This is a genomic window from Rhodanobacter sp. FW021-MT20 (assembly GCF_041107475.1).
In the GTDB taxonomy this organism is placed as follows: Bacteria; Pseudomonadota; Gammaproteobacteria; order Xanthomonadales; family Rhodanobacteraceae; genus Rhodanobacter_A; species Rhodanobacter_A glycinis.
On the sequence record NZ_JBGBPX010000009.1, the window covers coordinates 138451 to 159946 of the forward strand.

23 protein-coding genes are annotated in these 21496 nt (G+C 64.0%); 4 read left to right on the plus strand and 19 right to left on the minus strand.

Features of this window, described 5'->3' with window-relative positions; genetic code table 11:
• Positions 1-2: 2 nt before the first annotated feature.
• From AB7849_RS11500 to AB7849_RS11565, 14 genes are all read right to left on the minus strand, one after another.
• Positions 3-581 (minus strand): hypothetical protein, encoded by a 579-nt coding sequence (locus tag AB7849_RS11500; RefSeq protein WP_008209542.1) that lies wholly within the window; start codon positions 579-581, stop codon positions 3-5.
• Between the two features lie 63 nt (positions 582-644).
• Positions 645-1103: a hypothetical protein gene (locus tag AB7849_RS11505; RefSeq protein ID WP_369501085.1), complete on the minus strand. Its 459-nt coding sequence runs from the start codon at positions 1101-1103 to the stop codon at positions 645-647.
• Positions 1104-1166: 63 nt separating this feature from the next.
• Positions 1167-1346, minus strand: coding sequence for a hypothetical protein (locus AB7849_RS11510; protein WP_157618037.1), 180 nt, complete (start codon positions 1344-1346; stop codon positions 1167-1169).
• Between the two features lie 311 nt (positions 1347-1657).
• Positions 1658-1798, minus strand: coding sequence for a hypothetical protein (locus AB7849_RS11515; RefSeq protein WP_157618038.1), 141 nt, complete (start codon positions 1796-1798; stop codon positions 1658-1660).
• Positions 1799-1828: 30 nt separating this feature from the next.
• A complete protein-coding gene (locus AB7849_RS11520) occupies positions 1829-2188 on the minus strand; it encodes a tail assembly protein (RefSeq protein WP_008209546.1) in 360 nt (119 codons plus the stop codon).
• A 143-nt stretch (positions 2189-2331) separates the two neighbouring features.
• A complete protein-coding gene (locus tag AB7849_RS11525; RefSeq protein WP_157618039.1) occupies positions 2332-2535 on the minus strand; it encodes a hypothetical protein in 204 nt (67 codons plus the stop codon).
• A complete protein-coding gene (locus tag AB7849_RS11530) occupies positions 2532-2741 on the minus strand; it encodes a helix-turn-helix transcriptional regulator (protein ID WP_008209547.1) in 210 nt (69 codons plus the stop codon). The genes AB7849_RS11525 and AB7849_RS11530 overlap by 4 nt, the downstream gene beginning before the upstream one ends.
• Positions 2742-2825: 84 nt before the next feature.
• Positions 2826-3308, minus strand: coding sequence for a hypothetical protein (locus AB7849_RS11535; RefSeq protein WP_008209549.1), 483 nt, complete (start codon positions 3306-3308; stop codon positions 2826-2828).
• Between the two features lie 2 nt (positions 3309-3310).
• Positions 3311-3964, minus strand: coding sequence for a hypothetical protein (locus AB7849_RS11540; RefSeq protein WP_157618041.1), 654 nt, complete (start codon positions 3962-3964; stop codon positions 3311-3313).
• Positions 3965-4027: 63 nt separating this feature from the next.
• Positions 4028-4213 (minus strand): hypothetical protein, encoded by a 186-nt coding sequence (locus AB7849_RS11545; RefSeq protein WP_008209551.1) that lies wholly within the window; start codon positions 4211-4213, stop codon positions 4028-4030.
• Positions 4210-4488, minus strand: coding sequence for a hypothetical protein (locus AB7849_RS11550; protein WP_008209552.1), 279 nt, complete (start codon positions 4486-4488; stop codon positions 4210-4212). The genes AB7849_RS11545 and AB7849_RS11550 overlap by 4 nt, the downstream gene beginning before the upstream one ends.
• On the minus strand, positions 4485-4784 hold the full coding sequence (locus AB7849_RS11555; RefSeq protein ID WP_008209554.1) for a hypothetical protein: 300 nt from the start codon (positions 4782-4784) through the stop codon (positions 4485-4487). Before AB7849_RS11555 ends, AB7849_RS11550 begins: the two co-directional genes overlap by 4 nt.
• The gene (locus AB7849_RS11560) at positions 4781-5008 is read right to left on the minus strand and encodes a hypothetical protein (protein ID WP_008209556.1); all 228 of its coding nucleotides are present in this window, start codon (positions 5006-5008) and stop codon (positions 4781-4783) included. Before AB7849_RS11560 ends, AB7849_RS11555 begins: the two co-directional genes overlap by 4 nt.
• On the minus strand, positions 5005-5214 hold the full coding sequence (locus AB7849_RS11565) for a hypothetical protein (RefSeq protein WP_008209558.1): 210 nt from the start codon (positions 5212-5214) through the stop codon (positions 5005-5007). The genes AB7849_RS11560 and AB7849_RS11565 overlap by 4 nt, the downstream gene beginning before the upstream one ends.
• Before the next feature lie 189 nt (positions 5215-5403).
• Here AB7849_RS11565 and AB7849_RS11570 point away from each other — a divergent pair, with 189 nt between their 5' ends.
• Positions 5404-5757 carry an Arc family DNA-binding protein gene (locus tag AB7849_RS11570; RefSeq protein ID WP_008209560.1) on the plus strand — a complete coding sequence of 118 codons (354 nt, stop codon included), beginning with the start codon at positions 5404-5406 and terminating at the stop codon, positions 5755-5757.
• A gap of 29 nt (positions 5758-5786) precedes the next feature.
• On the opposite strand, the gene AB7849_RS11575 is transcribed toward AB7849_RS11570, so the two are convergent.
• From AB7849_RS11575 to AB7849_RS11585, 3 genes are read right to left on the minus strand one after another with little or no spacing between them, the layout of a single operon-like run.
• The gene (locus AB7849_RS11575; RefSeq protein WP_037098936.1) at positions 5787-6065 is read right to left on the minus strand and encodes a helix-turn-helix domain-containing protein; all 279 of its coding nucleotides are present in this window, start codon (positions 6063-6065) and stop codon (positions 5787-5789) included.
• A 14-nt stretch (positions 6066-6079) separates the two neighbouring features.
• A complete protein-coding gene (locus AB7849_RS11580) occupies positions 6080-6394 on the minus strand; it encodes a type II toxin-antitoxin system RelE/ParE family toxin (protein WP_008209564.1) in 315 nt (104 codons plus the stop codon).
• Positions 6395-6443: 49 nt separating this feature from the next.
• Positions 6444-7559 (minus strand): tyrosine-type recombinase/integrase, encoded by a 1116-nt coding sequence (locus AB7849_RS11585; RefSeq protein WP_008209565.1) that lies wholly within the window; start codon positions 7557-7559, stop codon positions 6444-6446.
• 406 nt (positions 7560-7965) lie between these two features.
• On the opposite strand from AB7849_RS11585, the gene recC reads away from it, so the two are divergent.
• From recC to recD, 3 genes are read left to right on the plus strand one after another with little or no spacing between them, the layout of a single operon-like run.
• Complete coding sequence (recC, locus tag AB7849_RS11590; RefSeq protein ID WP_369501086.1) at positions 7966-11580, plus strand: exodeoxyribonuclease V subunit gamma; 3615 nt, start codon at positions 7966-7968, stop codon at positions 11578-11580.
• Positions 11577-15221, plus strand: coding sequence for an exodeoxyribonuclease V subunit beta (gene recB, locus AB7849_RS11595; protein ID WP_369501087.1), 3645 nt, complete (start codon positions 11577-11579; stop codon positions 15219-15221). Before recC ends, recB begins: the two co-directional genes overlap by 4 nt.
• Positions 15208-17304, plus strand: coding sequence for an exodeoxyribonuclease V subunit alpha (recD, locus tag AB7849_RS11600; RefSeq protein WP_157618116.1), 2097 nt, complete (start codon positions 15208-15210; stop codon positions 17302-17304). The genes recB and recD overlap by 14 nt, the downstream gene beginning before the upstream one ends.
• A 134-nt stretch (positions 17305-17438) precedes the next feature.
• Here the strand turns inward: recD and AB7849_RS11605 are convergent, their stop codons facing one another.
• Both AB7849_RS11605 and AB7849_RS11610 read right to left on the minus strand, forming a co-directional pair.
• Positions 17439-17909, minus strand: a complete 471-nt coding sequence (locus AB7849_RS11605; RefSeq protein WP_369501088.1) for a type IV pilin protein — start codon at positions 17907-17909, stop codon at positions 17439-17441.
• A 10-nt stretch (positions 17910-17919) separates the two neighbouring features.
• Complete coding sequence (locus AB7849_RS11610; protein WP_369501089.1) at positions 17920-21198, minus strand: pilus assembly protein; 3279 nt, start codon at positions 21196-21198, stop codon at positions 17920-17922.
• Between the last annotated feature and the right edge of the window lie 298 nt (positions 21199-21496).

A 21496-nucleotide genomic window follows, 5' to 3' on the forward strand; every position in this document is an offset into this window, starting at 1 on the left:
AGTCACGGGCGAGTGGTGTTAGTACATTCACCGTCGATGACCTCCGTTTGTTGTTCCAGCCGCTGCAGTGAAGTCAGCACGGCCAGCTTGGCGTCGTGATAGGGCCGTAATGCTTGAATCACGGCGTTGCGGAAGGCGTGAAACTCCGGTGCAATGAGAATGTTTTGCGTGACGTTGCCTGTCTGAATGTCGCCCAGCAGCTTGGCGATCAGCTCCGATGACTTGAGTGCAGCCACCGATGCCCGCGTGGCGTTGGCGAAGTCGTCGATCGACTCGGCCTTATCCGCGATGCGTTGCTGGCGTGCGCGTTCGTGCACCAGGTTACCCAGCAGCCCTTCGGACTCGGTGCGTTTTAGCTCGGCCAGATCCGTGGCACTGGTGCGCCGACCGGTCGCCTGTAGTTGCTGGATCAGCTCCGGTGCCATGTGATTCATGCGATGCCGGCGCAGCGTGTCCGGCTTCAGACCGTACTTTGCCGCGATGATGCGCAGCGGTGTACCCGATGCCAGCCGTAGCTCGATCTCTGGCCGGCGCTCGTGCTGGCACGTGTGACAGGCGCGGCCTCGGTTGTCTCGATACATGGTGTTCCCCAAAAAAGGACGCCTGCCAAAGCTTGGGGCAAGGACAGGCGTCAAACCCACGAGTTACTCGGCGAACTTCGCGGCCTGCTCGCCGGCTTCAAGGTCGATGAAGTCGCGGACGTGCTCAGTCAATGCTTGGCGTGCCTTCTTCACCAGCGCAAGGCCGGCCTCCACGTCGCGCTCGGCCTGCAGCTCGGTTGGGCAGTGTGCCCGCAGGTAGGCGTCACGGGCGCGTGCGTGAGCCGCTGGGGTCAGTCCAGACAGTCCAGGCGGTGCGAACGCGGCGGCTCTCAGGGCGCGTGGATCGCTGGCTAAGACGGCATCACGGGTAGCACCGTCAACACTACGCAAGTAGGCGCGCAGTTCACTGTCTAGCGCCGTGTCGGCAGGCGTTGCCGGGGCCATCCGCTCCAGCATCCTCGCGTGCATGCGTGGCAGGTCGGCCTGTATCTGATCCAGACACGCGTCAGCCGCCGTGATGGCTTCAGCCGTGCGCTTGCTGGCAAATTGCGCCGACGCCATGAGCCGCGCGGGCTTGGTCAGCAGCTCGTTTTGCAGGACGCGGGTGTTGTTGCGGTAGACGTCCTACCAAGTCGCCTTCAGGCTGGCCAGGTGGGCGAACAGGCGGGTTGCCTCGTGGCCCGTGGGTCGCCAGTCGGGATTAGTGGCCGCTGGCAGGTGACGCCCGAAGGCACCGTCGACATAGGCCGAACCGCTCGGGTCAGGGGTTGGGTAGCGCTGGGCGCGGACGTTGGGATGGATCATGGTTCGTTTCCTCGTGGTTGTGGTGGTGCGTATTGGTGTCGCGGTGAAATTGTGGGGTGTCACTTTCCGTACTGGCGTCCGTACGGCAATACGGTTTCAGCACAAAGCCTTATATATCAACGGTTTCAAGACATACGTCATTGCCTTGTAAGGGCAGGTGTCACCAATCACATACGGTATCGTATTGCGCAAGTGACTGATTTACATGACTTTTATTGGCGAGGAAAGTGATTACCTAGATCCTCGGTGTTGACGTGACCGGCAAAGCTGCAGGGCGCTGTTATCTACGTGGTCGCCACTTAGCTTCTAGGTCATATGGCTTCCGGGTTCGGTCGGTTCGGATCGTTGGGGTATTTGATGAGGTTCGGCGAGCCGGTGCCGATGCCACCCGTAAGAGGCGCATAGTCCTCGGCTTGCAGGCCAGCAGAGATGACCGCGCTGCCGACGATCATGCGGCCGTAGAGAAGCGGGACAGGGTTGCCCTAGGCTTGGGTATTCACGGCGCCGTTGAATGCGTAGCTGGGTTCGTTGGCTACGGACTTGTTTTTGGTGCCCTTGGGGACTGGGGTCAGTAGAGCGACGACACCTCCAGCAGCGAGCCCAATACCAGCAGAAAGAACACCAGCCGCCTCGGGCGCAGTAAGCCCCCCATCCATGAAACTTACGGCGATCAAGATGACGCCCAAAACGATGTTGAGGAATCCGGCGTTCTTACTTCCCATGATGATGGGAGCAATGCGAATGACGTCATCGCCGACCGGCTCATTCAGTTGGTCTTTGGTGATGTTTTCATCACCGCGCCAGACCGCGAAGCCGATGCCGCGATCCGTGGCGTTCAGCAAGTAAGAATTAGCATCAGGGAACTAGCTACGCAGATAGCGGACAGCTTCAGACGGTGAGTTTGTGTCCAGGAAGACATGGTGCACCTTGCCGAACCGCCTGCCCATTTCGCCGGACAGTTTTATGGTGGTCATGCGTTGATCTTTCATGCGGCAATCACTCCGTTGTTAGCGCGCCTGCGTGCGGCGGCAGAAATATGGGCATTCAGTGCGTCGTCGCCGTCGTTGAGTTTCAGCGCGCACGGAAAGCAGATGTAGTGCATTACTTCAGGATGGCCGATACCCATGACTAGCGTTCGGTCGGGGTCAAGTCGGTTGTTGCAGCCGTCGCAATGGGTGATGGATTTCATGCAGCCACCCTGCGGTTGCTTTGGCGAACCTTGCGTTCCATCCACTCCAGGACGGCGCGGCGGCTCCAGGCCACGCAACGGTCGCCGATGCCTATGGCGGGCGGGAACTTGTGGGCGCGGATCATCGAATACAGCGTGGAATCGCTCACGCCTACCAGCTCCAGCACTTCGGGCCGGCGCATGAATCGGTCGGGTTCGTTCAACATAAAGCCTCCTAGTGTGTTGTGCGGACGGGCCGCAATCGTGCGGGCAAAAAAATCCTCAGCCCTCAACACTAGAATAGGTTCCCGCTAAATCTGGCTCAGTTCTTCCTTGGCAATGCGGGTGATTTTCAGCAGGATCGTGTAGCGCACGCCGACCTCTTTTGCCAGATCGCGCGGGTGCGTCTGGATCCTCTCCCCGTGCAGTTTGGCCGATGCCAGCAGCATGCCCAGCACCAGCGCGCTTGCCTCGCATTGCACGCTGTCATCAGCGAGCCGGGCCAGTATCCGATAGACCGCCTTGCGTAGTGGCGTCGTCGCCGGCTCCAGTCGCTCCACGCTGCGCACGATCGCCGCTGCAAGTCGTGCCTCGGGTTCGTACTTCGCCAGGAACATCCGGCGCGGAAAGTGGATCACTCCCCAGCCGCCCTCAGCAAACAGGGCCGCCGCTGGATCGCTTTGCGCTCGCGTGCCGGCGGGGGTTTCCTTGTAGCCCCGCAGGTGCTCCTTAGGCGCCTCGCGCTTGAGCGTGGCGACCTCGGCAGGCGTCCAGGCGACGTTTATTCCGGGCATCTTTAGCTCCCCTCTCTGAGGTAACCGAAATCGCGTTTCAGCTTTTGTATCCAGTCATCGTCGGTGTCCCATGCAGGCGCATCCGCAACGTCGTCCCTGCACGGGAGGCTTTGGCTCTTAGAAGATTTAAAGCCGCTGACCGCTTTTGATCTGCTCTCGCCCTCGTCGTTCGCGGCGACCTTGCGCTTCTCGGTTTCTGTACCGGGATGGTTCGCCCCTTTTGAGGGGGGCGACCACCCTACATTCGGAAAACCCTGCTCCGGTGACGCTCTTGCTCTGGCCCTTAGCTCTTTATTGGGTATCACTGGTGACACCCATGTCAGAGGGGTTTCGGGTCCGGGGAGAACCCTTGCAGCGGTGATACCCATGTCAGGGACCGGAAAAAGCTCGTAAACGTTGGTTTGCAGACCCTTCGTCTGCTTGATCTTGATGTACCCAAGGTCAGACAGCTTCCGGGTGTGCCGGCTAACGTTGATCGCGTTTATCCCCGTTTCCTGGGCAATGCGAACCCTGCTTGGCCGGCTGGTGTGACCGCGAACATGCCCCAGCAGGCAGGCATAAACCGCGCAGTCGTTCTTTGACGTCCGCTCATCGAACAGACACGCCCGCAATGCCGTAAATACACGGCTCTCTTTGGCAGTAAATGCCTTGCTCACACTTGATCCTCGGCGATCAGCTGCTACACTGAGCGCACCTGTTAGCTCGGGTAAGAAATCGAATCAGCCCACGCCGCAAACGTGGGCTTTTTCGTGCTTGTGATCGGCCAGCAGTCGCCGAAGCCCTAGCAGCAGGACATCAGCGTCTTCCAGCTCGGTCTGGCTTGCCCTGCCCTCGCGCCAGCGTCGGGCGAACTCGACGATCGTCAGGCTGGCGTCGTGGAAGGTCTGTTCGGGGGGCGTAGTCATGGTTGTTCCTCCTTGCTCCGATACGCGCCATCGGCACTACTAGCTAGCGCCGATATCGCATCAGCGGCGAATGCCACCAGATAAGCGACCTCGCCATCCATGCCGCCATCAACGGAATTGCATGCAATCCGTTGGATAGCTTCGGCCAGGCACGCCGCCGTTGATGTTGCTTGATCGACTGCAACGCCCGCGCGGACCTCGAACAGGTAATTTTCGATGCAGGGGACATGGCCGAAGGTGGCGCTGATGGTGAGGCCGTTGGCTTCGTTCTTCATGCCATCGCTCCTGCCGGTGCCCGGCTGGCAATGAACTCGATGAAGCCACGCTCTACGCCGCCCTTCTCGGCAGGCATGGCGTTGATGATGTCCACCAGCTTCTCGGTGTTGTCGGTGCTGACCGACCATTGCAGAAAGTCCACGGCGAGCTGCTTGCCGTACAGCGTCTGGGCGAGATCGGGACCCGTGACGGGTTCCGGGCTCCACCAATTACCGTCCTTGTAGAACACCAGGTTGTTGGCCGGGTCGAAGCTCGTGTCTTCGAAAGATGCGCAGATGGAGGCTCGAATGCTCATGCGTTTGCCTCCGTATCGGAAGGGTTCGGCCAGGACGTGGCCGCGTAGACGTGCAGCGCTTCTCCGAGTTCTTCATGGGCGCGCTGCAGTGCCGTCAGCTCGTCACGCGGGTCAACAAGCACCCCGTAGCCGTTGACGGTGATGGGGTGCCGGAGTGCCGCCAATGCGGACTCGACGTTGGCGCAGATGGCGCGGGTGGCCTGTTCGGCCTGTTCGATGTTCATGCGGTCTTACTCCCCTGCAGTCGATCAGGAAGCGTGCGCAGCGATTCGGTCTTGACGTAGCGCTTGCCGCCGATCTTGAAGGTATCAATCAGGTCGTCGTTCATCAGCTCGTAGGCGACGGAACGGCAGATGCCGTACTTGGCGCACTCGCTGACAAGCGGGCGGAAGGTGGGGTCTAGCGGATCGGTGGAGCTGGGTTTGGTCATGGTCGGGCCTCGTTTTGGTTTTCACGCGCGTGGGTTTAGGGCAATGGTGGACGGTAGTTTCCAAGCGACTACCCGTGGTGTGGAGATGTCCACCCAGCCGCACACGGACAGTAGCGAGTCGCTATATACGCACAATATAGCGACTCGACACATGATGTCAAGTCGACATGCTTTCCGTAGAATGGCCCCATGGCAACCAAATTCCCCAGCGACCAACAAGACAAGTTCATGCTCCGTTTGCCGGACGGCATGCGCGAGCAAATCGCAGGTGCCGCTAAGGCCAACAACCGTTCCATGAATGCGGAAATCGTCGCTAGACTTCAGGACGGATTGAACGCCCGGAAACTAGTAGTAACTGACGATCAGGGGCGCGAAATTGATCCAAGCAAAGAGGATGTGGCGATGTTTGCGTTCCTCGGCGCCATGGATGACTTAAAGCGCGCGGTCAGCGCGTTCGAAGACGCCAAGCACGCAATTGCGAAGGCCGTTGGGGTTGCTTTCGTTGAATCCGCCCACAAAAAACCCCGCACTAGGCGGGGTTGATCGTTTCAAGGTGCAACGTTGCACTTTGATCAGTCGGCCAGTGCTTCCAGGACGTGCTTGGGGTCCCTGCTGATCGCACGCAACAGAGCCTTGGCCGGCCCGGTAGGTTCGCGCCTTCCCTGCTCCCAGTTGCGAAGGGTACCGACCTGCACGTCGACGATGCCGGCGAACTTGGCCTGTGACAGCCCGGTCGCGCGGCGAATCTCCTTGACGGCCATCGCATCGATATGGAACTCGCGCGACGGCTGGCGCTCACCCCGGACAATCTCGTCCATCTGGGTCACGCTTTCCATCAGGTTGTCGAACATGTTGGCGTCCACGGTTATCTCCACTGCTCTATGACTTTCTTTAATGCTGCCTTTTGCGCAGGCGTCAGATTTTCTTGTACGTTCTTCGGGTAAGCGAAAACCATGGCGATACGCGAGGCAGAAACGAAGTAGTAATAGATCACTCGCGCGCCACCACTCTTGCCACGGCCTTTCATCGCCACGCGGATCTTGCGCAGTCCGCCGGTTTCCTTGATGACGTCGCCAGCCTCCGGATTCTCGGCTAGATAGCGCTGGAACGTCCCGTAATCGTCATCACTCAGCAGCTCCTTGATCTGGGCGGTGAAGATCGGCGTCTCAACAAAGATCATGGGTGCATCCTACGCCACTGGCGTACGTGCGTCAATGGCGTACATAGGTTCATAACGCCAGTCCTGCCATCGCCTTGGCCGCGTGTTCATGCAGCAGGTGGCCGTAGTGCTTCTCGATCATCGCCAAGGACGTGCCGGCCATCCTCGCCACGGTCAGCGAGTCCATGCCGCCCACCAGCATGTCGGTGATGACGCTATGGCGCAGCGTGTAGGCACAAACGCCAGCGGGCAGCTTGGCGGCCTTCGCGGCCTTCTTGATCGGCTGCTTCCAGCGCTCCTTATGCCAGGGCGAGCCGTCGTCATAGGCGATCAGCGGGGCGGCGGGCAGCTTGTCCTTGGCCTGCCCCTGCAGCAGCTTCTTTGCCTCCGGTGACAGAGCTACAACGCGGCCCTGTCCGGCCTTGTCGGTGGTGATCCGTAGGCTGGCCCGCCCAGCATCCAGGTCGGCGACTGTAGCGGCTGCCAGAGCGCCGGGGCGCAGCGGCAACAGGCACAGGCCGCGCACGAAAGCCCGCGCACCTTCCGGCAGCTTTTCCACCAAGGCAGAACGCTGCTTGCGGTTCAAATACAGGTCACGGCGCGTATTGACCTCGTACGGCGTCACGCGCTCCCATTCAATCGCCCTGCCCGCCTCCACGTAGCGCGATGCGACAGCGAAGTTCAGAGCGGCCTTCAGGGCGGATAGCGTGCGGTTCTTGCTGGCGTCGGCCATGTCCAGATCCGCGCGCCATTCCTTGATCTGCTCCGTGCGCAGCTTGGCCAGCTTCACCTTGGCGATGCTATGCCCGTACACGGTGCGCAAGAACCGGCCTTCGGCATCGTCGGCGTTGGCATCGCCTACTTCGCGGCGACGATCCTTGACGTAGGACTCGCACGCCTCCTTGACGGTCTGCACTTCGGACGTGTCCACACCGGCATCGACCTTCTTTGCCCAGGCATGCGCCGCTTTCACCGCGTCGTCATAGGGGATCGAGTCCGCGTGACCGATGGACTGATAACGCTGCTTCCCGTCGTCATCTCGCTGGCGGGCAATCCAGGTACCGCCATCCTCCAGCCGGCGAAAGCCGACAAACAGGCCGCGCGCGATCGGAGCGCCCCAATACGGCTCACGCCGGACGGCTAGACGATTGCGGACGCGAACCTTGTCGATCTCGAAACGGGCCATGATTTTCTCCGTACGGACGTTGTACGGAAAAACTATAGCACACCGAACCGGACGCGCAAGGACTAGAAACAAGCTATTTCAACGGTTTAGTGCGTCCGGGCACGTCCGTAAATGTGCTATTTTCTGCCTTCACACGGCAGGTGTCACAAGTTCGATCCTTGTACCGCCCACCACTCAAGATCGTCGAAAAAGGCCACCTCGCAAGGGTGGCCTTTTTCGTTGCGGCGGCGGCCTGTCCCGGCCCGTAAAGAGCCGCCAGCCGAGCAGGCGCGACGCCGCTCGTCCACGCAGACACCCGCCAGCCACCCGACGTCGCAGGCCGCGAGACTCGTCGATGCCACGCTAGAGGCGACATCCACCGCTTAACTCGTGGACAATCCCGGTCCAGAGTGCAACCGAGCCCGCCGTGACAGCAAACCGCGATACCTCGCCCGCCCCGGCGATCCAGCCCGGCCTGATGGTCGTCCATGGCAACCGCCTGGAAGACCTGCGCGACCTGCTGCTGGCGTGGCTGGCCAAGGCGCCGCTGGCACCGCTGGAAGACGAGTTGATGCTGGTGCAGAGCAACGGCATCGCGCAGTGGCTGAAGATGGCGCTGGCGCGCGCGCCGGCAGCGGGCGGCATGGGCATCAGCGCGGCGGTGGACATGCAACTGCCCGGCCGCTTCCTGTGGCAGGCCTATCGCGCCGTGCTGGGACCCGACGCCGTGCCGACCGCGTCGCCGTTCGACAAGTCACGCCTGACATGGCGACTGATGCGTCTGCTGCCGGCGCATCTGCACGACGACGGTTTCGCACCGTTGCGCCATTTCCTCGGCGATGACGCCCAGACCACGCCGACAAAGCTGTTCCAGCTGGCCGGCCAGATCGCCGATCTGTTCGACCAGTACCAGGTCTATCGCGCCGACTGGCTGGACGACTGGGAACACGGCCGTGACGTGTTGTGCGACGAGCTGCGCGGCTCAAGCTCACATCTGCCGACCGACCAGTGCTGGCAACCACGCCTGTGGCGCGCCTTGCTGGACGACGTGGGCGCCGATGCGCGGCAGACCCACCGCGCCAGCGTGCACCGCGCCTTCCTTGAGCTCCCCGCCAGCCTCGACCAGCGCCCCGCGGGTTTGCCATGCCGGCTGGTGGTGTTCGGCATCTCCAGCCTGCCGCAGCAGACGCTGGAGGCGCTGACCGCGCTGGCGCGCGTGTGCCAGGTGCTGCTGCTGGTGGCCAACCCCTGCCGGCACTACTGGGCCGACATCATCGAGGATCGCGAGCTGCTGCGCGCGCAGCAGCGCCGCCACGCCGGCAAGCCCGGTCTGCCACCCGAGCCGCGCTTCGAGGACCTGCATCAGCACGCCAACCCGCTGCTGGCGGCCTGGGGCAAGCAGGGCCGCGACTACATCCGCCTGCTCGACAGCTTCGACGCGCCGGACAGCTACCGCCCGCGCTTCGCCGCACTGGGTCGCGACATCGACCTGTTTGCCGACCCCGGCGCGGACAGTCTGCTGCACCAGGTGCAACAGGCCATTCTCGAACTCGAGCCGCTGCCCGCCGCCCCCCACCAACGCAAGGCGCTGATTCCCGACGACGATTCGCTAGGCTTCCACGTGGCGCACAACCGCCAGCGCGAGGTGGAAGTGCTGCACGACAACCTGCTGGCGATGTTCGAGCAGGCCGAACGCGACGGCCAACCGCTGGCGCCGCGCGAGGTGATGGTGATGGTGCCCGACATCCAGGCCTACGCACCGCACATCCAGGCGGTGTTCGGCCGCCTGCCCATGGACGATCCACGCTTCCTGCCGTGCAGCATCGCCGATCGCCCCGGCCGCGGCACCACGCCCCTGCTGGTGGCGCTGGAGCAGTTGCTGCGCCTGCCCGAATCGCGCTACGCCAGCGGCGACATCCTGGACCTCTTGGACACGCCCGCGCTGCGCCGCCGCTTCGGCCTTGACGAATCCGGCTTGCCCACGCTGCGCCGCTGGATCGAGGGCGCCGGCATCCGCTGGGGCCTGGATGGCGCGCAAAAGGCCAACCTGGGGTTGCCGCCAGAGGAACAGAACAGCTGGCGCTTCGGCCTGCGCCGCATGCTGCTTGGCTACGCCGTGGGCGATGGCCAGTCGCTGCATGGCATCGCGCCGTTCGACGAAGTCGGCGGCCTGGATGCCGCGCTGGTCGGGCCACTGGCGCTGCTGATGGATGCCCTCGATCAGCACGGCCGGCAACTGGCCACGTCCGCCACGCCAAGCGCATGGGGCCAGCGCTTGCGCGCGCTGTTGGCGACCTTCTTCGACGAAGGCCGCGACGACGGCGATGCCGCGCTGCTGCAGCGCCTGCACGGCGCGCTGGAAGCCTGGGAGCTGGCCTGCACGGAAGCCGGCTTCGCCGATGTCGTGCCGCTTGCCGTGGTGCGCGAACACTGGCTCGCCGCCGTGGACGAAAGCCGCCTGTCGCAGCGCTTCATGGGCGGCGCGGTGAGCTTCGCCACGTTGATGCCGATGCGCGCCATCCCGTTCCGCGTGGTGTGCCTGCTGGGCATGGACGACGGCGCCTACCCGCGCAAGAGCAGCGCGCCGGATTTCGACCTGATGGCCACGCCCGGCCAGCAGCGTCCCGGCGACCGCTCGCGCCGCGAGGACGACCGCTATCTGTTCCTGGAAGCGCTGCTTGCCGCCCGCGACCGGCTGTATGTGAGCTGGGTGGGCAAGAGCGCCCGTGACAACAGCGAACTGCCGCCCTCGGTGCTGGTAGGGCAATTGCGCGACTACCTCGCCGCGGGATGGGCAGAACAAAAAGGGGGTCAAAAAGGGGGTCAGAGTCACTTTTCGTCGGGGTACGGACTGGCGGCGAGGGATCGGAAAAGTGACTCTGACCCCCTTTTTGACTCTGACCCCCTTTTTGATCCCCTTCCGCTCCTCACCACCCACTACCCGCTGCAAGCCTTCAGCCCCTGCTACTTCGACGCCCAAGCCGACGCGCGCGTGTTCACCTACGCACGCGAATGGCAACAGGCGCGCGCTGGTCACGCGCAGGTACCCGACGCGCCGCTGCCACCATGCTCGCGCGAAACGCCGCTGGACCTGGCCGTGCTGCAACGCTTCTTGCGTTCGCCTGCGCGCAGCTTCTACGCCGAGCGCCTGGGTGTGCAGTTTGCCGACGCGGACGACGCCGAACTCGAACACGAGCCCTTCGCGCTCGACGCACTGGAAAACCACCTGCTCACCGACACCCTGCTGCGCGCCGCCATTCAGGGTGGCGCCGACGCGCAGGCCTCGATGGCCACGCGGTTGGTGCAACAGGGTGCGCTGCCACCGGGCAGCTTCGGCGCGCTGACCCTGGCGCCGATGACGGCCGCCGCCGCGCGCGTCGCCACGCGCTGGCAGGCGCTGGACCTGCACTATCCGCTGACTGGAACGCGCCACGCCCTGCATGCCACCGCGCACGGCCTGAGCGTGGAAGACAGCGTGGACGACCTGCGTCAGAGCGAGGATGGCGAGCGCGTGCGCCTGCTGGCCACCGCCAGCAAGCTCATGGACAAGAAGAAGCTGCGCCACGACAAGCTGGTGGCACCCTGGGTGGCGCACCTTCTGGCCAACGCCAGCGCGCTGGCCATCACCACCCACGTGGTGGCGCCCGACGCCATCGTGCAGTTGCCCCCGCTGGCAACCGCCGAAGCACGACAGCATCTGCACGCGCTGCTGGCCGCCTTCGCCACCGGCATGTGCACGCCGCTGCCCATCGCGCGCAAGACCGCCTGCGCATGGCTGCAGGTCGAGGCCGCCAACGCGAAGGCCGCGCCGGAAAAACAAAAGTCCGACGACGCGCTGGCTGCTGCTGCCTTTGCCGCCGCCCGCCAATGCTACGCACCGCGCGGTGATGGCGAGCATTCCCGTGGCGAGGTGGACAGCGAGCCCGCGCTGGCCCGCAGCTGGAGCGACTTTGCCGCCCTGCACGCCGCCGGCTTCGAGCATTGGCTGCACCTGTACCGCCCGCTGCTGGACGCCGCGCGCGTCATGGACGATGCCGCATGAACGCCGCCCACGCCCTGAATCCCCTGCGCCTGCCACTGGCCGGCATCCAGCTGATCGAGGCCAGCGCCGGCACCGGCAAGACCTGGACCATCGCCGCGCTGTACCTGCGCCTGGTGCTGGGTCACGGTGGCGGCACGCCGCTGCTGCCCGCGCAGATCCTGGTGATGACTTTCACCCGCGCCGCTACTGCCGAGCTGCGCGAGCGCATCCGCACGCGCCTGGCCGATGCCGCCGCGACCTTCCGCGGCCAGCATGCGCCCGACGATTTCCTCGCCACGCTGATCGCCGACTACCCCGATGCCGACGCGCGCGCCCGCGCGGCGCGCCAACTGGAGCTGGCCGCGCAGTGGATGGACGAAGCCGCGGTATTCACCATTCACGGCTGGTGCCAGCGCATGCTGACCCAACACGCCTTTGCCAGTGGCGAGGGCGCCATCAGCGACACCGTGGCCGACGAGGCCGCACTGCTGGCCGAAGCCGTACGCGACTACTGGCGCGGCCACGTCTTCACTCTGGACCCCGACGCCGCCGCGCTGTACGCACAGTGGTGGGCCAGTCCCGAGGCGCTGCAAAAAGCGCTGAAAGACCTGCTGCCCCATGCCGGAGCGCTGCAACTGGACGGCCAACCACTACCGGCACCGCGCGCGCCGCGCGAGCTGCTGGCCGCGCCCGCCAACGCCCTGCACGACGCCGAAGCCACTGCGCGCGACAGCTGGCGCGATGCGATCGATGCCATCGAGAGCCTGCTGCTCACCGCGTCGCAGACCAAACAGCTCAACGGCAACAAGGTGCGCGCCGCCAACCTGCCCGACCATCTGGCCAGCATGCGCGCCTGGACCTGCGGCGAGGTGCTGGACGACGACACGCTGGCGCGCTTCACCCAGGCGCGACTGGTCGAATGCACGGCCAAGGACAAGCCCACCCCCACCCATCCGGCCTTCGCCGCACTGGAACAACTGCAGGCGCGACGCGCCGAGACTGACACGCTGCCGCCGCTGCTGCTGGCCCATGCCGCGCCATGGGTGGCGCAGCGCGCCGACGAAGCCCGTCGCCGCCAGGCCCTGCTGGGCTACGACGACATGCTGGCGCGGCTGGATGGCGCCTTGCGCGGCCCCACCGGCGAGGCGTTGGCGCAATTGGTGGCCAGCCAGTATCCGGTAGCCCTGGTCGACGAGTTCCAGGACACCGATCCGCTGCAGTGGCGCATCTTCCGCCGCCTTTACCACGGCGTGCCGGGCACCGCGCTGCTCTTGATCGGCGATCCCAAGCAGGCGATCTATGGCTTTCGCGGCGCCGACATCCACACCTACCTCGCGGCGCGCGACGACGCCGCCACACCGCACTGGACGCTGGGCACCAACCACCGCTCCACCGGTGCGCTGGTGAGGGCCGTCAACCATGTGTTCGCCTTCGCGGACCGGCATGCCAAGGGCGCGTTCGGTTTCGGTGACGCGTTGCCCTTCCTCGAAGTGGAGGCGAAGGGGCGCACGGACCATTTGCAGCTGGACGGCGCCACGCTGCCGGCCATGACCATGGCCGTCCGGACGTCCACCGAAACCATCGGCGCGGGCGACTACCGCGAAACCCTGGCCGCCCACGCCGCCGCGCAGCTGGTGGACTGGCTCAATGCCGCACGCGACGGTCGTTGCGGCTTCAGCAACGACCATTGCGTATTCACCGCGTTGGCCCCCGGCGATATCGCCATCCTGGTGCGCGACAGGACCGACGCCGCCGCGATGCGCGCCGCCCTGCACGCACGCGGCATCGCCCACGTGTACCTGTCGGACAAACAATCGGTGTACGAAAGCGCCGAGGCCGGCGAGCTGCTGGCCTGGCTCACCGCCTGCGCCAGGCCGGGCAACGACCGCGCCATGCGCACCGCGCTGGCCACGCCGGCGATGGGCCGCAGCCTGGCCGAGCTGGATCGTCTGAACACCGACGAGGCCTACTGGGAGGTCTGCGGCGAGCACTTCCGCCAGTTGCACGCGCTGTGGCAACGCCACGGCGTGCTGGCGATGCTGCACGAACTGCTGCACCGCTTCGAGGTACCGGCGCGGCTGCTGGCGCGCGGCGATGGCGAGCGTGCGCTCACCAATATCCTGCAACTGGCCGAGCTGCTGCAGCAGGCCGCCACCGCGCTGGATGGAGAACACGCGCTGATCCGCCACCTGGCCGCGCAGATCGACAGCCCCGCCACCGGCGAGACCGCCGAGGAACAGATCGTGCGGCTGGAAAGCGAGGCCGACCTGGTCAAGCTGGTCACCATCCACAAGTCCAAGGGGCTGGAGTACCCGGTGGTGCTGCTGCCCTTCGTCTGCGGCTACCGCGAAACCCGCACGGATCGCCCGCTGCTGTGGCACGACGCCGAGGGCATGGCGCGCTTCGACCTGCGCCCCGATGCCGCCGCATGGCGTCGCGCCGAGGACGAACGCCTGCAGGAAGACCTGCGCCTGCTCTACGTGGCACTCACCCGCGCCCGCCACCTGTGCTGGCTGGGCGTGGCCTGCCTCAAGGATGGCGGAAAGAAGGATCCCGGCCTGCACAAGTCCGCCTTCGGTTACGTGCTGGGCGACGGCGCGGTGATCGCCCCGGCCGACCTGCACGCCGCGCTGGAAACACTGGCCGCGGGTTGCGCCGCCATCACGGTGCAAACACTGGACGATCAGGCCGATGCGCAGCGCTATCGCCCCACGCACGACACCCGCAAACCGCGCCCCGCCCGCATCTGCAGGTTGCCGCCACGCGCGCCGTGGTGGATCGCCAGCTACAGCGCCTTGGCCCGGCATGACGACGCTGCACCGCCGCCCGCGCCAGAGACCCCCGCGCAGTCCACGCTCGCTGAGACAGCACGGGAAGATGGCGATATGCCGAATACCGCTCGGACCGGCGGCATCCACGACTTTCACCGTGGCGCCGCACCGGGCACCTTCCTGCACGAGCTGCTGGAGCACTGCGCCGAGGAAGGCTTTGCCCACGCTGCCGTCCCCTCGCCGGCACTGTGCGACACCATTGCACGCCGCTGCCAGGCACGCGGCTGGCAGGGCTGGATAAGGCCGCTCACCGAATGGCTGCCCGTCCTGCTGCGCACGCCGCTGGCGCTGCCCGGGGGCGGCACGATGTCGCTGACGGCGCTCACCGATCCGCAGCGCTACCGCGCCGAGCTGGAGTTCTGGTTCGAGGCCAACCACGTGCAGGCGCAGGCGCTGGACCGCCTGGTCAGCGCGCATACCCTGGACGGCGCACCGCGCCCACCACTGGCGGCGAACCTGGTCAACGGCATGCTCAAGGGCTTTATCGACCTGGTGTTCGAGCACGAAGGGCGCTGGTACGTGGCCGACTACAAATCCAATTACCTGGGCGCAGACGCAAGGGCCTACACCGCGCAGGCCATGCGTGACTCGGTGCTGCACAGCCGCTACGAGCTGCAATACGCCATCTACACCCTGGCGCTGCACCGCCAGCTGAGGGCGCGCCTGCCCGGCTACGACTACGAGCACCACATGGGTGGCGTGCTCTACCTGTACTTGCGTGGTGTGGATGGTACCGGCCACGGCGTGCACGCCGCGCGCCTGCCGCGCGCCCTGGTCGAAGCGATGGACGCGATGTTTGCCGATGGAGAGCTGGCCGATGACCGCGACTGAAAACACGCCATCCCTCTACGCCCTGCTCGACGAGGCGCTTGCCGCCCAGCGTCTGCGCCCGCTGGATGTGGCATTCGCCCGCTTTCTGGTCGAGTGCGACCCCAGCCTGCCCACCGAACTGGCATGGCTGGCCGCTGTGCTCAGCCGTCAGCTGGCCGATGGCCATCTGTGCCTGGACCTGGACCAACTTGACGCACAAGCCGACACGCAAGACTGGCCCGCCCACTGGCGCGCATTGGCCCGCGACCTGCACGGTGGCCTGCCGGCCTCGCCCCTGCTGGCCGGCGCCGACGGCATGCCCGCCGATGCGCCGCTGGTCCACGATGGCACGCGGCTGTACCTGCGTCGCTACTGGAACCACGAGCGCGCGGTGGCCCACGGCATTGCGCAGCGCGTGGCCCAGCAGCTGCCCGCCTCGCCGCACCTGGCCGCCGAACTGGCACGCCTGTTTCCTGATGGTGCGGCGATGGATGGCACCGACACCAACCCCGACTGGCCGCGCATCGCCTGCGCGCTGTCCGCGCGCGGCGCGTTCGGTGTGATCACCGGCGGCCCCGGCACCGGCAAGACCACCACCGTGGTGCGCCTGCTGGGCTTGCTGCAGACACTGGCGCTGCGTGAGCAGGGCCACGCACTGCGCATTGGCCTGGCCGCGCCCACCGGCAAGGCCGCTGCACGACTGAATGCCTCGATCAGCGCGCAACGAGCCCGGCTCGACGTGGACGAAGCCGTGCGTGCCAGCATCCCGTCCGAAGTCACCACGTTGCATCGGCTGCTGGGCGCACGCCCCGACACCCGCCGCTTTCGCCACCACGCGGGCCATCCGCTGGCGCTGGACGTCCTGGTGGTGGACGAAGCCTCGATGATCGACCTGGAAATGATTGCCGCCGTGCTGGAGGCGCTGCCACCGCCGGCCCGCCTGGTGCTGCTGGGCGACAAGGACCAGCTTTCCTCGGTGGAAGCCGGCGCCGTACTCGGTGACTTGTGTCGTCACGCCGAAGCCGGCCACTACAGCGCCGCCACCGCCAACTGGCTGCGCCAGGCCGGTTGCGGCGATATCGATGCCTTTACCCGCGATGACGCGCAACCGCTGGACCAGCACATCGCCATGCTGCGCCACAGCCACCGCTTCGCCGACACCAGCGGCATCGGCGAGCTGGCGCGTGCGGTGAATGCCGGCGATACCGAAGCCGTGCAGACCGTGCTGGCAGCGCCCCACCGCGACGTGAGCTGGACCGCCGAATACGCCCACCTCGTCACGCTGATCGTCGAAGGCCAACGCCAACCCGCCCATGACTCAGAGCTGGTGGTGCCGGACCAGCGGCATGCCGGCGAACACCGGAATGACACACCATCCGACATGCCACCGAAGCCCGGAACATTGCCCATTGACGATGGGTCCGACGGCACACCACACGGCTATCGCCATTACCTTGAACTGCTGCATCGCGAACGCCCGGATGCCGAGGCCGGCGACGATGCCTTCGCCAAGTGGGCAAGCCGTGTGCTGGAGGCACACAGCCACTTCCAGTTGCTGTGTGCCCTGCGCAACGGCCCCTTCGGCACTCATGCACTCAACCAGCGTATCGCCGAAGCACTGCATGCCAACGGCCTGATCGACACGGACCGTGGCTGGTACGAAGGCCGTCCGGTGATGGTGCTGCGCAACGACTACATGCTGGGCCTGATGAACGGCGACGTCGGCATTGCGCTGCGCCGCCCCGACCGCGATGGCGTCATGCGCCTATACGTGGCTTTCCCAAGCAATGGCGCCACGCCTGGCGACAACACCGTGCGCTTCATCCTGCCCTCGAGGCTGGAAGAAACCGACACCGTCTACGCCATGACCGTACACAAGTCGCAAGGCTCGGAATTCGAACACACCGCCCTGCTGCTACCCGACAAGGCCACCGGCGTGCTCACCCGCGAACTGCTCTACACCGGCATCACCCGTGCACGCCGGCATTTCAGCCTGATCGCCCCGCAAGCCAGCATCGACCTGGCCACAAGCCAGCGCACGCAGCGGCATTCAGGCCTGGCCGAGCGGCTGCAGAACCTTCGGAAGCCTGCAGACACCCTGTAGGAGCCCACTAGTGGGCGATGCTCTTCTGGGCGATGTCTTCGACGCACTAAGGGAAGGCATCGCGCACAAGTGCGCTCCTACCACAAAGCCAGACCCTGCAAGGGCGATGGCCATGTTCAAGTCCGCCCCACAATTCACCAACAGGTGACGTCACCGGTCGATGCACTACGCGTCCCCGACTGGTCCAGCGACAGCGTGCCGCACTTGGTGTCGCGCGTCAGCTGTGCATTGATGGGCGTCGCCTGAGCGGTGTACGCCGAACTCGACGGCGCAGCCGGCGAGAAGGCATAGCTGTAATTCGCTCCGGTTTGCTGCGCGCTGCGGCAATCCAGCGCGGGCATCGTGGCCCCCTTGTAGCTGAGGGTGGTGGTGTAGTAGCGCTCCATGTAGTTGGCCACCTCCGACAAGCAGGCTTCCGCCGCCACCCGATGCGTCTTGGTGATATGCGACGTGTACGATGGATAGGCAATCGCCGCCAGGATCGCGATGATCGCCACCACGATCATCAGCTCGATCAGGCTGAAGCCGCTGCCACGATGGACAGGAAACGGGCCGTCACCGGGGACGACAGATATTGCATCTCGCTTGCATGCTGGATAACACATCGTCCGCCCCTTACTGACTGATCAGTTCCTGCCACGACACACGTGTCATGGCCCCGGTCGAACCCGACGTTTTCAGGCTCGCAGTAGTGCCGTTGTCGAAGCTCACCAGCATCGAACCGCCGACAAAGATTGGATTGTTCGGCAGCGAATTGAAGCCCACACCTGCCGCCGCAACCACTTTCCCGCCTGAACCGCCCGGCCCCGACCCCGGCAACGTGATCGTATCGCTGCTGTTGATACTACCGTCGCCATTCACGTCGAAGAAGTTGCTCGGTGGATTGCCGCCGGTGAACGGATTGATCGCCATGACCCAACCGCGGCCGGAAGGATTGCAAACGTCTGTCACCTCGGGGATACGTGTAGTCCCCAACAGCAAATTACCCTGGAACTGGTTGGGAGTGACCATCCGCTCACCTTGGGCAACCATGGCTCCGCTCGCTCCAGTCGGCGATTCCAGGTCGAGATACCAGCCGCGCTTGCCGGAGAGATCCGGCGTGCCATCGGCATTGGTCCCAGCCGCGGACACCGCTCGCGCCGGCAGGGTCGGCGGATTGGTGGTGGCGTCGCCTGCCTGCTCCGCAATGATCGAGCGCTGCACAAGGTCACTGCGGGTCGCAGGCAACGCAGGCAAGCTGGATGCGTTCGTCCCCGCTTGTGCAACCACGCCATACCAGGTCTGTACTTGCATATTGGCGAGATCGGTGCTGCTCAGGTATTGCCCCGTACCGAAGAACAACCATACGTTACCGGTCGCGGGATCCTTGCCTGCCAGCATGCCCCCCGTAATAGGCTGGGTGTTGGTGCCATCAGTAGCCGTGAATATCTTGGTGCCCGCACAATTCGTGTCGAGGTTTCCACAAGCCGTGATGGAGGCATTCTTGCCCTTGCCGGAAAGATAGTTGAGCGGAAATGACCAGACATTCCCGTGCAAGTCGCCTGCATAAGCCTCCGTACTGACGCCGGCACTGGCATCGTCCATCCAGGCGACCGGAGCAGCCAACCCGTTCCCAGTCGAGGTGTCGCCGGTCGTGTGCACGGACAGGCTGCCCGTGGCGAGGTCGAACTGCAGCAGGGCCGACACGCCCTCAGCACTGTTGTAACCATTGCCGATCAGCACCGACCAGCTGCCATCCGTCGTCTGCGCAATCACCGGCTTGCCCACCATCTGGCCAATGTAGCCGCTGCCCGTCTTGCCATCCGTGGCGTAACGTTCCCACAGCAAGGCGATATTGGCGGGATCGGTTACATCCAGTGCATAGACCGATTTGGCCGTGCCCCGGCCAGTGGTGCCCACCAGAATGGTATGCCACGATGAGCCGTTGATCTGCGTGAGTGACGGAAGATAGGCATCCGCAACGGTCAGTTCGCCATCGTTGTAATACTGGTGCGGTTGTTCAGTGGTGGTGCCGTAGTTAGGATCGGAAAGGTTCTTCACTCCAGCCAGAATCACCGCCGCCGGCAGGTACGCGAAAGTCTCCGCGCCCGTGCTGGCGTCGAAAGCATGCAGCATGCCGTCGTTGGCCGCCACATAGACCAACGGCGTACGCGTCGAGGCCTTGCTCGCCGTGGCAACGCCGGTGGTGGCGTCGACTGAACCAACGGCGAAAGCGTTGAAAGTATCGGTCCCGGTAAACGACTGGTTCGCGAATTCATTGGGATCGGGCGCTCCGGAATAAACCGGCTGCGAATCCACGATGTCGCCCAATGGCGTATCGCGAGTACGGTAGATGCCGCTGGAGTGGCTCTGTTCCAGCGAGCCGTCGCCGCGCAAATAGTTCACGATATTCATCTGATCGGTAGCCGTACTCCCAAGCGCTGTCAACTCATCGCTCGACAGAGCCGGCGGAGCGGCCGCGCCACTGGAGTCGGTACCGTTCTTGAATGCCACCAGCGTTGGGCTTCCCGTGGCGTCGGGATCGTAAGTCTGGATGTTGCGCCCACTCGCTGCGGGCAACATGCTGGACGCCGTCCACTTGGCCGTGGGGGTAATGACGCCCGTATTGGGATCCACCGTCGAAGCCTTGAGGTCGCCCTTCCACTTGGCCGTGTAATAGTTGGCCTGATAGGCCATGGTGCCGGTTTTCAACTGGGTGGAGTTCGCCGCCAGGCTGGCGCCGGTACCCACGCGCTCGGTGGCGCGCTTCAACGCATCCTGCAGGCCGCTTGTAAAGGAGTCCGGGCTGGTTGCGGAATAGAAACCACCGTGGCCGTTGACCCCTGCATGGGCGAGATCCGCAATGTTGTTGATGCTGTTCGAAGCGGGCTGCGGCCATCCAGCGAAACCACTGGGTTTGGCGCCGCCTTGTGCCCACTTGAACACGCCGGTCATGTCGATCGCATTGCCGCTGCTGTCATTCGGCGTGAAGCCCAGGCCCATCGTGAAGGTCGTCATGTGTTGCCAGGAGGCCGGATCTTCGGTGCTGGGCGGAACCTCGTTGGACGTGCTGCGCAGGTCGTTCTTCCAGTAATACATTGCCACGTCGGCAAGCGAAGGGCTGCCGTCCGACGTATCACCACCCGAATAGGGGGGCACTGCGCTATAGGTGTAAGACTGGTCGTTGGAGCCGCTATTGGTCGGGCCACTGGTATCGCTGGCTTTAGAAGTGGTCGAAGAGGAATAGCTTCCGTTCCAGAAACCGTCCGTGGTCAAAATGGTGTACGACTGACGGCAAGCCAACTCGGGTGTATTCGTCGTGGGATCCGCCACCGGGTCGCTGGACATGGTTTGCCAAGGCTGACTCTGTTTGTAATAGGTACCTACTGCATCCAAAGCCTGACGCAAGGGGGTACCACCGCTGGGAGTTACAGCACTGACCCACGTCCAGAAAGCACTTTTCTGATCGGCTCCACTTGAACCATCGCCGAAGGGCGCCACTTTAGCAATGTAATTCAGCCCGCCACCATTATAAGCATCAGTATAGGAATATCTATTCGATGGAAGGTTGAGATAATTATTATTACCACAATAATAAGCAGACTGACCGCTTCCACACACTTCTTGCTGACCACCATCAATCGAACCAAAACCCACGCGAAACTTTGAATCAAGCTTCGAAAATGCGGTCATCAGACCGCTCTTGGCCATCAGGATGCGCGTGTGATAATAGGCAAACCAATTCGCAATATTTTTACCAACTGCAACTCCCTGAGGGGCCGCCACACCACTAGTATCCGTATCGAGATAGCAATTGGGTTGCGTCCCACACCCTTGAGCCGCCGGCGCCACGTAGTAGACCGTATAGGGCCCCGCAGCTCCGCCAGTCGAATATTGAAAATAATTGAATGTCACATTTGAAGCGTATGAAAATTTGCATTCGCCAGATGCCCAATTTCCCAACCCATCCTTGGTCGCGCCAATAAATACCGGACCCGCTCCCGTGCCATTTTTTTGTCCGAAATAGTATTGACAAACCCGGTCCGCCGGGTAGCTATTTATTGAGTAGACAGTTTTATCAAAACTCTTCGTTACGCTCTGCTGATTATTGGTAGAATAATTTAGATTAACACTATCCTGATTCCGTGACCACGTTACCACGCCGCCACCACCTTACGGCCGTCTATACGTCCAAGGAACAATCATGGTCTGG